Here is a 12,909-nt window from a genome sequence, read left to right on the forward strand (position 1 = left end):
CTCAGCCGAGCATGGGTTTGCGCATGAAGACACGGGCAAACCCGTTTTCCGTGGCTCGATGCGTTTCCTGATAACCCAGCGCCTTGTAGAGCGCGATGTTCTCGGTCATCAGTTGATGGGTGTAAAGCAGGATGGCGTCGCAACCGGTCTCGCGTGCGAAATCTTCAGAGAACGCCATCAGCGCCTTGCCGATACCTTGTCCTTTGTAGCGGGGCAACACGGCGATATTTTCCAGAAGCAGCGCCGAGTCCTGCGGGCTCAATACCAGCACCCCCATGACCTCTTCAGCCTTTGCCATCACGAAAACGCTGAGTTCAGCCACAACCGCCTTGTAGTCCTCAAGCATGGGGCCGGGCTTCCTGCCGATTCGCGGGATGTAAGACGAATAGGCTTCGGCCACCAGGGCCGTTATCTGCTCGACGTCTTCTTGGGTGGCCCGGCGAATACTCGTTTGTACATCCATTGCATGACCACTCGAAGATAGGTATGGGGAGCGGAAACTGGCCAGCGTCAATTCCCGGCTGAAGCAGCCTTCAATCATCGCGCGAGAAAAGGCTCGATCAGCGTCGCGAACCAGTCGATGAACATCCCGAGCCGGCGCGAGCGCTGTCGCCGATCAGGATACAACACCGAAACCATCATGGGTGCTGCACGGTACGCGGGCATGACTTCAACCAGAACCCCGGCCCCCAGCAGATGCCGGACATCGAACAACGGCACCTGAATCAGTCCCAGCCCGGCACAGCAACTGGCGATATAGTTTTCAGCGTTGTTCACAACAACCTGGCTGGGCAGTGCCCGGGACTGTTCGACACCGTCGAGGACGTATTCCCAAGGTAATTCCTGGCCACCAAGGGTGGGCGCGTAGCCGACACACAGATGACCGTCCTCCAGATCATCGGGATGCTCCGGAACACCCCATTCGGCCAGATATCCCGGGCTTGCGCAGTTGACCAGCAGCACCTGCCCCAAGGGTTTTACCACCAGGCTGCTGCTCTCTGGCGTGCCGAAACGAATCACGCAATCGACCCCCTCCTCTATCGGATTGATGGCCCGATCAGTGGAGCCCAGACAGAGCTGAAGCCCTGGATAGCAACGCAGCAAGTCGGGCAATGCCGGGATGATCAGACGTCGAGCGATGCGACTGGGCGCATCGACATTCAGCCGCCCCACGACGTGCTGTTGATGGGTCTGGAACAGTTGGTCGATGTCATCGATGTCCAGCAACACCTGGCGTGCACGCTCCAGCAACTGGCTGCCATCCGCGGTCAGGCTGACCTTGCGCGTGGTGCGATGCAGCAAGCGCGTACCGACATCCGCCTCCAGTTTCTGCACGGCCGCGGACACGGTCGCCCGCGGCAATTTCAACACCCGCGCGGCCTGGATGAAACTGCCAAGCTCGGCCACCTGGAGGAAGACCCGGTACTGCTCAATTCTGTCCATAGGCCCGTCAATGCTTGAGGGTTGCGTTGGCGTGGCGGGCTCGATAGCGCCTGACCACCCGTCCTTCGATAGCGCACACCCCCAGCATCACCGCAGTGGTCAGCCAGCTCATCATCAACAGGTCGGTGGTATGGGCGACAGGCACCAGCGCCAGCAGCAACAATAGCCCGCCGAGATGGGATTTGGGCACCACCCGATATACCACACGCTTGTACAGGATGCTGCCGAACAGATAGATCATCGGGCCGGCCACCAGGGTAATGGCATCGACCATCGACAGGTGCCTGTCGGGATGCAGCATCACCAGATCGTTGCCCACGGCCGTGGTGATGATGCCCGCCACCAGAATGGCGTGAATATAGTGAAAGTAGGCGCCGATGCGGCCCGGATCGTCGGCTTGGGTGATACGCAACGTGGCGTCCTTGCCGGCGGTCCCGAAGTACAACCACCACATCGCCAGGGTACCCAGGAACGTCGCTCCCAACCCCAGCAGAATGGGCATGCCCCAAGGCTCGGTCTCGCCCAGGACCGCGCCGCTGGCCAGCAGGGTTTCACCCAGGGCGACAATCACAAACAACTGGCAGCGCTCGGCCAGATGGCCGCCTTCGATGGTCCAGTCACTAGTCCGCGAACGTCCCAGACCGGGGAAGGCGAAACCGAACATGGGCGAGATGTACTCGCACAACACGGCGATCAGCCAGAGGCCAATGCGTAGCGGCCCGTCCACACAGGCGCCGGCCACCCAGAACACTGCGGCCACCACCACCCAGCCGAGCATGCGCCTGAAATTGGGCGCCAGGGGATGCTCGCGGGGCAGTTGCAGCACGATAAAGCCCGTGCGCCCGACCTGTATCGAGACATAGGCCAGGGCAAAAACCAGTCCGCGCCCGCCAAAAGCTTCGGGGATGCTGGCGGCCATCAACAGGGCCGGAATCATCAGGGCAAAGATCAGCCCCCGCATCAACGGCGTCTCGGGATCGAACCAGTTGGTGACCCAGCCGGTGTACTGCCAGCCCAGCCACACGGCGAACCACAGGACCAGGGTCTCCATCACCCCGCCCCAGGTCAGATGATTGAGCAGGCCGTGACTGAGTTGCGTCACGGCGAACACATACACCAGATCGAACATGAGTTCTTCGAAGGTCACCCGCGCATGATGACCGTCGCGATGGCGAAGCAAAGGATGAGGCGCGTGCTGGTTTACGCTCATGTCCAACCCCGTGGCCTGGTAGTGTCGGGAAAAGTGTCAACGCGCCCTGCCGGGGTTGCAATGTTTTTTATCGGCTTACTTGGTGGTGTAGCCGCCGTTGATCAGGATCGTCTGGCCGGTGATCCACCAACCGTCGCTGACCAGATTGCGAATGAACGGCACCACATCCGCGATATCGGTCAGCCCCGTATGGGAGAACGCTGACAGGGCCGCCGCGGTTTTATGGTAGTTGACCGCGTCCTGGCCTTCAGCCGGATAAAAAAACGGGGTGTCCATGGGGCCCGGGCCTACCGCCGTCACCGAGATACCGCGTGCGCCCAACTCCTTCGCCGCGGCCCGGGTGAAGTGCTCGACGGGAGCCTTGCCACCGGCATAAGCCGCATAGAAAGGCGTGAACGCCCCCAGCAACGAGGTGACGATGGAGCAGATCTTGCCGTTGTCGTTGAGCTGTTTGCCCGCCTCCTTGATAAAGAAGAACGCCGACTTGGCATTGACCGCCATCATCTCGTCGTACTCGGCCTCACTGATATCGGACATCGGCTTTTTCAAGACTTTGCCGACGGTGTTGACCGCGATGTCTGGCCGGCCGACTGCTGCCACCGCATCCTTGAAGAGCTTTTCCACCGCACCGGCCGTGGTCAGATCGGCCTGCAACGCCACGGCCTCGGCGCCCAACGCCTTGATCGCCGCCACAGTGGCCTCGGCGTCCGACTGGCTGGCGGCGCTGTTGTAATGCACCACTACCGCCTTCGCACCTTGTTGCGCCAGGTCCCGAGCGATAAGACCACCCAGATTCTTGGCGCCACCGGCGACAAGCACCACTTTACCCTTGATGGAATGGTCTGGCATGGCATAGCTCCTGGCTGATGAAAGTACGCCACAGTCTAGAGAGCCATTGCATAAAGATAAGCCAGTGAAGGTTGGATGGACTGTCCAGGTATGACGACCAATCATCAGGGACGAACGGAGGACATTTAAGAACATGTCGTCCTGGCCTGAAAAAGTGATGACTCATCAGCCACTTCTATCGCAACTCATAACAGATAGTTATTTTCGGAAAGAATCGGCCAATTCTCGTCGGATTGCCCTACAAACCGCTCTATCTCAAGCCATACAGCCTATAGCATCAAAACTGAAACATTGGTAATTTGCGCCGCACGTGATAACTCCCAGAGTTCTAATAATGAAAAAAGTCATGCTCAAGACCACACTCAGCCTTGCGGTCACCCTGGCCTCCACCCAACTTTTCGCCAGTGGTCTTGCCATCAACGAACAAAGCATCAGCGGGATGGGGACCGGTTATGCGGGCCGTTCGTCTTCTGCCGAAGATGCCAGCACCCTTTACGGCAACCCTGCCGGTATGTCCCTGCTCGGTCGCGACCAAGTGACCGCCGGTGTCTCGGTCCTTGATGCCAAGACCGATATCAAGAACACCAGCGGCGGTCGCCCAGGCGGCACCAACGACGGCGACATGGTCCCGTTCACTTCCGTACCCAATGCCTTCTTCGTCAAACAGCTGGGCAACGGCTGGGCAGTGGGCCTGGGTGCCTACGCGCCTTTCGGCCTGATCACCGATTATGAAAGCGGCTTTGCCGGCAGCAATTACGGCCAGAAGAGCGAAGTCAAGGTTGTCACCCTGCAACCGACGGTCAGCTACGCCATCAACGACGTGGTTTCCATCGGCTTCGGTCCGACCTTCAACCGCATCAGCGGCGAGCTGAGCTCCACGCTGCCGATCGGTAACGGCTTTGTCGACGTCAAGGGCGACGACACGGCGGTGGGCTACAACGTCGGCGTGATTGTCCAGCCGACCGACACCACCCGCCTGGGCCTGACCTACCACTCCAAGGTCAGCTACTCGCTGGATGGCCACACCAGCGTCACCGGCCTCACCGGTTTCGGTATTCCCGACGCCCGCTACAAGACGTCCCTGGATATCAGCACGCCAGAGAACGTGGACTTCTCGATCACCCAGAAACTGGATGATCAGTGGACTGTCTATGGCGGTGCCACCTGGACCCGCTGGAGCCGTCTGCAAAACATCACCGTCAACAACCAGGGCGTGACCGGCCCGCTCGCCAGCCAGCTGACCAGCAGCACCGAACCCGAGAACTGGCATGACACCTGGGCCTCGGCCATCGGCGTGTCCTACCGCGTCAACAAGGAATGGGTCCTGCGCAGCGGCTTGTCGGTCGACCAGGCGCCGACCAACAACACCGATCGTTCCGTGCGTATCCCGACAGGTGATCGCCGCGTCGTCAGCTTCGGTGCCGGCTACAGCCCAACCGACGACCTGACCATCGACCTCGCCGTCTCCTACCTCAAGGAAGAAGACGTCAACGTCAACCTGAACAACCCGCAAAAAGGCACCTACAGCGCCCAGTACGAAAACAGCGCATGGGGCTACGGCCTGGGCTTTACGTACAAGTTCTGATTCACAAGGCCAGAGAAACTGCCGGGCCCGAGAGACACCAACACCCTGCGAAGGTCATGCTTTCGCAGGGTGTTTTGTTTTCTCTAGCCAATCAAGGAGCTGATACCATTCAAGCATTGACAAGCCGGGTAGGAAAATATGAATCGTCAAAAAAAGCTGAAGCAGTTATTCAAGGCCAACGCCAAGAAGGCCAGTGCCAAATTGGCACCCAAGAGCAAAAACACATACATCAGCAAAGCTGACCGATTGAAGCTGGCGGCTGAAGCCAGTCAGGACCCGATCATTTCCCCAGAAAGCTGATCGATAACGAGCATCCCGGAATGCTCGGCAATCGCTCCAATCTGTCGTCGACTAAAATCCACGGACCATTCCCCAACCGTGGAGACTCAAGATGACCCGCAAAAACACGATTTGTCTCTGGTACGACGGCACCGCCCTGGAGGCCGCGACGTTTTACGCCGAGACCTTTCCGGACAGCGTGGTAAGCGCCGTCCACCGTGCGCCTGGCGACTACCCTTCGGGCAAACAGGGCGATGTCCTGACGGTCGAGTTCAGCGTGATGGGCATCCCTTGTCTCGGGCTGAACGGCGGCCCGGTGTTCAAACATAGCGAGGCATTTTCGTTCCAGGTGGCGACTGACAACCAAGCTGAAACGGACCGTTTGTGGAACGCGATTGTCGGCAACGGCGGCGAGGAAAGTGCCTGCGGCTGGTGCAAGGACAAGTGGGGGCTGTCGTGGCAGATCACCCCACGTGTATTGACGACGGCGATCTCCAGCCCTGATCGAGCGGCGGCCAAGCGTGCGTTCGAGGCCATGATGGGCATGAGAAAGATCGATATCGCGACCATCGAAGCGGCGCTCAAGGGCTAACCCGCCCAATCCGTTTGCTGGCTTATCAAGACAGGATCATAGAGAAGAATCACGTCAATCAGGAATCAGTTTCTCCATAACATTGAACGTGATCATGTGTGGACGTGACCGCTATCGCCGGTGCTAGTATCGCCCCGTAACCGAGGGACTCTCGATGGATACAGCCCACCTTAAATTGTTTGTCGAAACCGCTCGCCAAGGCAGTTTCGCGGCGGCGGCCCGAAGCCTGGACATTGATCCCGCGGCCGTCACGCGAGCCGTCAGCACGCTGGAGAAAACGCTCGGCTTGCGTCTCCTGGAACGTACAACACGCCGGCTTGTGCTCACCGATGCCGGCAAGATTTACTATGAGCACGCCCGCAAGCTCTTGCAGGATCTACAACGTGCCGCCGATGAAGCGAGGGACCTCGCGGGTAGTCCGGCGGGAGTTGTCCGGGTCACGACATCCGTGACCTTTGGCCACAAGATCCTGTTGCCACTGTTGCCCGCTCTCCGGGAAGCCTATCCCTCCATTGAGGTCGATGTGATCCTGTCTGATTCACTGATGGATCTGGTCAGTGATCGGGTGGATGTCGCACTGCGTTTGCGACAGAGTACGGACACCTCGATGGTCGGTATTCAACTGGCAAAAATTCGCTATCACATCTGCGCCAGCCCCCACTACCTGAAGAGTCAGGGCCGTCCTCGTTCACCGGGAGAGCTGGTCGCTCATAACTGCATACGTTGTTCGGTTCACGGCCATCTTTCGCCTTGGAAACTGCGTGATGCAACAGGCGTTGTGGAGGAAATCGAGGTGGATGGCTGGTTGGTGGTTTCCAACTCGCTGGCCCTGCATCAGGCCGCGCTGGATCATATGGGGCCGGTCCTGCTCGCGGACTGGCTGGTGAAGGAGGATCTGGCGGCGGGCCGTTTGATCGATCTGTTTCCTGACTACGAAGCTACGCCAACGGACTTCGACAACACCCTGTGGCTGCTCTACACCAACCGGGCCTATGTGCCCAGAAGAGTCCGGGTGTTCATCGACTTCATCAAACAACGCATGCGTGACGCTGCCACGACTGGAGCGGGTGCGTATTGAGGCAGCTGCTTCAAGCCAGTCGCCTTGGGCGGATTCCATCGTTTTCTGCAAGGGTCCCTTGAGGCTTCGCATCTTTGGTCCCTATTGCTCCGTCAGTATCTTGAGTGCTCCAAACAACAAGGAACTGATTCATGAGCACTCGTAGAATATCTGATGCTTCAAGGCTCCCACGTCCCCCTCAGGCAGAGGCTTTCTCGCAAACCCGAAAAAACCGAAGTGCAAGCTGGCTATTGGCGTATCCGGGATATGCCGCATTGGCGGCCACTCTGCTGGTGGGCAGTCTCAGTGTAAGCGCTTCGGCGGCGCCGACTTTTAAACTGTCGAGCCCCGATCTCAAATCGGGCGTCTTTGACAAAGCCTATACGCTGAATGGGTTTGGTTGCACGGGTTCGAACGTGTCGCCTGCGATCCAATGGTCGGGCCTGCCGGCAGGAACCAAATCCATTGCCTTGCAAGTCCAGGACAAGGACGCACCGACCGGCAGCGGATTCTGGCACTGGACGGTATACAACATTCCTGCCACCGAGCAGGGACTGGCGCGCGGGGCAGGTAATGCAGGCGGTCAATTGCCCGCTCCGGCGTTCAGTGGCGCAAATGACTTCCTGGACACCGGTGCAACCGGTGGAAATGGCAACTATGGCGGCCCTTGCCCGCCCTTGACGGATAAGCCTCATACCTACACGTTCACAGCCTATGCGCTGGCTGTCGACGATATTGAAGCGGCCGCTGGAATTCCGCGTACGGGTACGGCGGCGCTCCACTCATTTGTCCTGAATAAAGGGCTGGGTGACAAAGTCTTGGGAAAAGCCAGCTTCAGTGCCCAATACGGACGCTGAAAGCGTGCACCCCGGCTTTGAAATATAGAGGGCTGCTGTCCATTAAATGCTGATCATCCGGCGAGGCATCACTATGCCCGTTTCTACTCGGGCGTACTGATGCCTCGGTGATGTTTTACGTGGGTTATTTATGAAAAAACTCCGAATCCTTTGCTTGCATGGATACCATGGCAATGCGCAGGTGATGCGCAGCCAAGTGCTGCCGCTCACCAGTGGCCTGGACCATCTGGCGCACTTTATTTATGTGGATGCACCGGCTCTTGCCGAGGGCGATTTCGGTTGGTGGCATGCCATCGAGCAATCGACGCAGAACAAAGTAGCAGGCGTAGACTCATCCTCCATCCGATACAGCGGATGGGCGAAAACCTACAAGTGGATTATTGCCACCTTTGAAAACGCGGGTCCGTTTGACGGCGTTTTCGGTTTTAGTCAGGGGGCCGCGTTGACGGCCCTGCTGGTAGGGCTTCGGGCACCAGATGGGAATGTAAGCACGAAGTATCCGCTGGCGTTTGATTTCGCAATGATGGCGGGGGCCTTTTTAGCGAATGACCCGGCCCTTAAAGCACTTTATGAAGCTGAGGCGAGTTATGAGTTGCCCTCCGCTCACATCATCGGCCGCTCTGATTTGATAGTGCCTAGTCGCTATTCGTATGACGTAGCGGCCCTTTTTAAACGGCCCTTGGTCATTGAGCATGGCGGTGGGCATATCGTGGACGGTTCGGAAAAAACCCGAGAACAGGTCGCGTTCTTTCTGGAGCAACAACTGGATCTGGGACGCAAAGGATTTAAGTGACTGTAGTCATATGGGTTGGGATGCAGGCATTTGGGTATGTCGGTGACCCGACCTATGCTGAACGCTCCACCTCACCTGGAGTTCGTCATGACCGTCCGCCGCATCGTCGCCAACCTGACCAGCCAGCACCCCGCCGAAGTCGCGACCTTTTATAGCGAGCTGTTCGATATCGCCCCGGTGATGGACCACGGCTGGATCATCACCCTGGCCTCCGACAGCCAGGCCCTCGCCCAACTGAGCATTGCCAGCGAAGGCGGCTCCGGCGCGCCGGTACCGCAGCTGTCCATCGAAGTGGACAACCTCGACGAGGTGTTGGAGCGCGCGCAACGTGCGGGCTACGAGATCCCCTACCCGCTGACCCTGGAACCCTGGGGCGTGCGACGCTTCTTCGTGCGTGATCCATTGGGTACGCTGATCAATGTGCTACAACACACTGGCTGAAGCGCAATATTGCTGTCGAAAACGTCAAGCGTGGCAAGAGGTCCGCTTGATTAACTCTTTCGCAAAGGACTTTCACTTATGAGCGACACCAACGTCTATCAACAAGTGCAATTGCAAGTCAGCAATGTCGCGCCCGGCCAACAAATCGTGGTGGTGTTGGCTGAGAAGAATGCGCCGGTTGCCTGGAGCACAGGCCCTGTTTCTGCAGGCCCCAGCGGCATTTTCATTCGAACCAGCACAGGTGCTACCCTGTCGCTGAGCAACTTTTCCATCAGCGCCGACCAGGTGCAGGTCAATACGTCGCACGGCGCCAGTCAGGCCTCATTGTCCTTCAGCATCGGGCTGTATCTGGTAGCGCAAGCGGGCATACAAGCATTCAGCCTGCGTTCGCGTTCCGATCCAGGCGTTATGGTGCAGGTAAGCATCGGCGGTAGCCCCCTGCAAGCACTCAATGGCTCCTTCACTACCTTCCCCTGGTGACCGTAGGCCCCTCCGACGCTACCAACGGTTCAACGCCCTACAGTGCGGCTCGAGTCCCTGTTTGTCCCTGGGCTCCAGCCGGCTTGCCGGCGTCTTATAACGAGCGTTTCTTCAGAGCATCCGACGCAGCACCGAACTGCCTCGAAGCTGGTGTCGCACCACAGCGGCCAGGTGCAAAACCACCAGCGCGGCCAGCATGGCGCAGAGCAGATGATGCAGTTGTTGAACGTCGGCCAGGGCTGGCACGGAGTGAAGCAACTGCGGCAGCGGCATGATCCCAAGCAACAGCACGGGATGATTCATCATCACCACGCCGGTCAGCAGTACGCCACTTACGCAGAGATAGATCAGGGTGTGGGTCAGCTTGGCGATGCTTTTCTGCAGGTCTCGGGTGCCTGTCGACTGTTCGGCCGAGGCGCTCAAATACAGCCACAGGCGCCAGGCAAAGAGCGGAATGAACACCGTGGTTATTTGCGGATTGAAGCTTTCCACCCACTGGCGAACGGGGTGATGGACGGGAAGCAAGGTCACACCGAAGCCGCTCAACGTGGCCCAGAGGATGACCAGCGCGGAGATCCAGTGCAGGTAGATGCGGGTGGTCGTGTAGGGCTTGGGGGGTGATTGCAAGACGGGGTGGTCCATAAAATCGTGGGGCGCCCATGAGTAAGAAGGATTTACATTTAGATTTGCGACGCCACGGTACTATCCCGCTATTCGCACTGCAAGGGTTTGGGCGCCCTACCCTGCGCGTTTGCGGGGTTTGGATGCTCTGGGTCAATGAAATCCCTTCGCCACAATCGGTAATACTCCTGGCCTTGTCGCTGTGCGGGCTGGGCACTAGTCTTCGAATGTCGCTGCTCATTCAGCGACCGGGCCTGGAAACCCGGCAAGAAATCAGGCGCTCGACGCCTCCATGGATTACGATTGCAGGCGTTTTTTTGTGCCCGCTTATCTGTGTCATGGCGGCTGTGCGCGGGAGACCTTCGGGTCTGCCGGGGTCCTGATTTCCCGGTTTCCAGCCTGCGTACAGCTGCCACCCTTCGCCTGGAAACGAACTGTTGCGGCTCCTCAATATCAGGAGTTATGCCATGGATGTTTGTATCTTCTCGTTGTTGCGCACCGATGATTGTTCCGCCTCTGCCACTTCTGGAGGTGTCCAATGAGCGACCATCCTCCCATCAAGACCCTCGGAGTCATTACTTTTGCGTCCTGTGGCGCGGGTGATCAGGAGTTGTTCCGAGTCAACCCGGATATCCCGATCAAGGACGCCATGGAGCACGCCTCCAATCTGTTTTACTGCGCCAAGCACTTGGCCTTGGACGCTGCTATGGAGAAAGATGGGGAGCGCTATGCGTGGGCGTCCCACTATCTTTGCGAAATGGGCAAGGCGGTAGTCGACGATCTGAACCAGAGGATGTTGTCTTGCCAAAAGGCATAAGTCGGGACTGGGTAGTTACTGGCCGGTCGTAATGGCCGGCCACATACAACTGTTGTTTGAACAAAGTGCCGGCGATAGATACCAACCAAGCTCAACGCACAGGATAGGCGACCATCTCCAACGGCTTGGACTTGGATTCGACCGTATAACGACCTATCTTTACCGAGGCCGAATCGCCGTTGGCCGGCCAGATGGCCCCGGCCTCAGTCTGAACCTCTTGCGTCGACAATTCTGGCGCGAGGGTTCGCAGCAACGCATAGGTCATGCAACGCATCAGCCGGAGCTGCTCCTTGGGTTGCATGAATTGCTCCCCAGTCGTCCATTGTGCTTTTACAACCCTTCCGTCTTCGTCCTTGGAAAACTTCATATCAACAGCGCCGTCCTGCACAAACATGGATTGCTGTGTCTGAGTGCCCGGTATTGAGTACGTCCCGGCACGAACATCCCTGCACGTGAAGTCCTCTTTAGCCCGTTCCTCCATGGCCTGTGACATTTCCCGGGGCGTTAACTCGAAAGACGGTGGCCTGACAAAGCCGCAGGTATAAACAAATTCGACCTTGTCGGGCCAACCCAGCCCGGCGTCATGCACCCGGCGAACGACCGCATCAAGGTAGCGTGGAGGATTGATGGAACTGCACGTCAGGATCGCCCGGACTGTCTTGGTGACGGTGCCGTTGTGGTCGCTACTGACAATGTAAGAGAAACTCGCCTGTTCGCCGAAGTCCTTTTTCAAGCCTTGGAGAATCTGTTCGTTTTGCTCGTCTGTGAGCATCGATGCCTGGGCCAGACGGAGACCATGGTAGAACCTTCCAAGCTTCGACCAATCGACATTGAGCCAGAGAGCAGCAGCCGACAACAGCAAAAGGATAATCAGTAAGGTACGCGTCCTGCGAGCCATAACGGGAAACTCTGAAGAGGTGCGGCCTGTATTGGCCAATGGGTTTCGGGTGTGAACGGAGGGTCCATAGCAGGGGCCGCATGCTACTAACTAGCCACCGCCGTATTCAAGGCAAATCTATTGATTGTGCTGGTTTGGGTAGGGCAGCAATCCGATCTATGTTGAACGTCTATGCCCCGCCTTGAATCCGTCATGACCATCTTTCGTATAGTCGCCCACCTGCCCCCACCGAGGTCGCAGCCCTTCAAAATGCCTCCTCGCCACAATCGGTAATAATCCTGACCTTGTCGCGGTGAGACCGAACACTAGTCTTCGGTAGTCGCCGCCTATTCGGCGACCGGGCTTGGAAACCCGAAGACATAGCGCACAGGCGCCCATCGGTTACAATTGCGGGCGTTTTTTCGTCCGCTTTTTTCAATGGCGGCTGTGCGCGGGAGGATTTCGGTCCTGCCGGGTCCTATGTCCCCGGTTTCCAACCTGCGTACAGCTGCCACCCCCTCGCTTGGAACGAACGTGGCGGCTCTCACTTAGACGTAGGAGCGTTACACATGCACGTACTTGCTTCGCTCGACCTTCGCACCTCGGACATCTGTGCAATTGCGGGAGGTATCCAATGAGCCACCTTCCCCCTATCAAGACTCTCGGTGTTATTACCTTTGCATCCTGCGGCACGGGTGATCAGGAGTTGTTCCGAGTTAACCCGGATATCCCGATCAAGGACGCCATGGAGCACGCCTCCAATCTGTTTTACTGCGCCAAGCACTTGGCCTTGGATGCGGCTATGGAGAAAGATGGGGAGCGTTATGCCTGGGCGTCCCACTACCTTTGCGAAATGGGTAAGGCGGTGGTCGACGATCTGAACCAGAGAATGTTGTCTGGCCAAAAAAACTAGGCTGAATAGCTCCTGGCCGGCCGCAATTGCCGGCTCACACACTATCCCTCCAGCAGCAATAATCACTCCAAAATGTATTCGTCCGGCCAAGTCAT

The 12,909-nt window shown here is 58.0% G+C and carries 16 protein-coding genes; 10 read left to right on the top strand and 6 right to left on the bottom strand.

The window, feature by feature from the left end; genetic code table 11:
* Position 1: 1 nt before the first annotated feature.
* From CWE01_RS26300 to CWE01_RS26315, 4 genes are all read right to left on the bottom strand, one after another.
* A complete protein-coding gene (locus CWE01_RS26300; protein WP_100943460.1) occupies positions 2-463 on the bottom strand; it encodes a GNAT family N-acetyltransferase in 462 nt (153 codons plus the stop codon).
* Between the two features lie 74 nt (positions 464-537).
* Entirely contained in the window at positions 538-1,443 is a 906-nt protein-coding gene (locus CWE01_RS26305; RefSeq protein WP_100943461.1) for a LysR family transcriptional regulator, read from the bottom strand.
* Between the two features lie 7 nt (positions 1,444-1,450).
* Positions 1,451-2,653: a low temperature requirement protein A gene (locus CWE01_RS26310; protein WP_100943462.1), complete on the bottom strand. Its 1,203-nt coding sequence runs from the start codon at positions 2,651-2,653 to the stop codon at positions 1,451-1,453.
* Between the two features lie 75 nt (positions 2,654-2,728).
* Positions 2,729-3,502, bottom strand: a complete 774-nt coding sequence (locus CWE01_RS26315) for an SDR family oxidoreductase (protein ID WP_100943463.1) — start codon at positions 3,500-3,502, stop codon at positions 2,729-2,731.
* Between the two features lie 334 nt (positions 3,503-3,836).
* On the opposite strand from CWE01_RS26315, the gene CWE01_RS26320 reads away from it, so the two are divergent.
* The 8 genes from CWE01_RS26320 to CWE01_RS26355 all read left to right on the top strand — a co-directional run bounded on the left by CWE01_RS26320 (position 3,837) and on the right by CWE01_RS26355 (position 9,586).
* Entirely contained in the window at positions 3,837-5,087 is a 1,251-nt protein-coding gene (locus CWE01_RS26320) for an OmpP1/FadL family transporter (protein WP_100943464.1), read from the top strand.
* A gap of 138 nt (positions 5,088-5,225) precedes the next feature.
* On the top strand, positions 5,226-5,387 hold the full coding sequence (locus tag CWE01_RS26325; protein ID WP_100943465.1) for a DUF2986 domain-containing protein: 162 nt from the start codon (positions 5,226-5,228) through the stop codon (positions 5,385-5,387).
* A gap of 91 nt (positions 5,388-5,478) precedes the next feature.
* Complete coding sequence (locus CWE01_RS26330; RefSeq protein WP_100943466.1) at positions 5,479-5,958, top strand: VOC family protein; 480 nt, start codon at positions 5,479-5,481, stop codon at positions 5,956-5,958.
* A gap of 154 nt (positions 5,959-6,112) precedes the next feature.
* The gene (locus CWE01_RS26335) at positions 6,113-7,036 is read left to right on the top strand and encodes a LysR family transcriptional regulator (RefSeq protein WP_100943467.1); all 924 of its coding nucleotides are present in this window, start codon (positions 6,113-6,115) and stop codon (positions 7,034-7,036) included.
* 131 nt (positions 7,037-7,167) lie between these two features.
* Entirely contained in the window at positions 7,168-7,872 is a 705-nt protein-coding gene (locus CWE01_RS26340) for a YbhB/YbcL family Raf kinase inhibitor-like protein (RefSeq protein WP_100943468.1), read from the top strand.
* 130 nt (positions 7,873-8,002) lie between these two features.
* On the top strand, positions 8,003-8,665 hold the full coding sequence (locus tag CWE01_RS26345; RefSeq protein WP_100943469.1) for a hypothetical protein: 663 nt from the start codon (positions 8,003-8,005) through the stop codon (positions 8,663-8,665).
* An 87-nt stretch (positions 8,666-8,752) separates the two neighbouring features.
* Positions 8,753-9,106, top strand: coding sequence for a VOC family protein (locus CWE01_RS26350; RefSeq protein WP_100943470.1), 354 nt, complete (start codon positions 8,753-8,755; stop codon positions 9,104-9,106).
* Positions 9,107-9,184: 78 nt separating this feature from the next.
* Positions 9,185-9,586 carry a hypothetical protein gene (locus CWE01_RS26355; RefSeq protein ID WP_100943471.1) on the top strand — a complete coding sequence of 134 codons (402 nt, stop codon included), beginning with the start codon at positions 9,185-9,187 and terminating at the stop codon, positions 9,584-9,586.
* A gap of 111 nt (positions 9,587-9,697) precedes the next feature.
* On the opposite strand, the gene CWE01_RS26360 is transcribed toward CWE01_RS26355, so the two are convergent.
* Complete coding sequence (locus CWE01_RS26360) at positions 9,698-10,213, bottom strand: cytochrome b/b6 domain-containing protein (RefSeq protein WP_256579416.1); 516 nt, start codon at positions 10,211-10,213, stop codon at positions 9,698-9,700.
* 532 nt (positions 10,214-10,745) lie between these two features.
* On the opposite strand from CWE01_RS26360, the gene CWE01_RS26365 reads away from it, so the two are divergent.
* On the top strand, positions 10,746-11,024 hold the full coding sequence (locus CWE01_RS26365) for a DUF3077 domain-containing protein (RefSeq protein ID WP_100943473.1): 279 nt from the start codon (positions 10,746-10,748) through the stop codon (positions 11,022-11,024).
* Between the two features lie 91 nt (positions 11,025-11,115).
* Here the strand turns inward: CWE01_RS26365 and CWE01_RS26370 are convergent, their stop codons facing one another.
* On the bottom strand, positions 11,116-11,961 hold the full coding sequence (locus tag CWE01_RS26370) for a hypothetical protein (protein WP_157815280.1): 846 nt from the start codon (positions 11,959-11,961) through the stop codon (positions 11,116-11,118).
* Positions 11,962-12,535: 574 nt separating this feature from the next.
* Between CWE01_RS26370 and CWE01_RS26375 the strand changes: the two genes are divergently transcribed.
* Positions 12,536-12,814, top strand: a complete 279-nt coding sequence (locus CWE01_RS26375) for a DUF3077 domain-containing protein (protein ID WP_100943475.1) — start codon at positions 12,536-12,538, stop codon at positions 12,812-12,814.
* The last annotated feature ends 95 nt before the right edge of the window (positions 12,815-12,909 follow it).

Source organism: Pseudomonas sp. QS1027 (genome assembly GCF_002814235.1).
Classification (GTDB): domain Bacteria; phylum Pseudomonadota; class Gammaproteobacteria; order Pseudomonadales; family Pseudomonadaceae; genus Aquipseudomonas.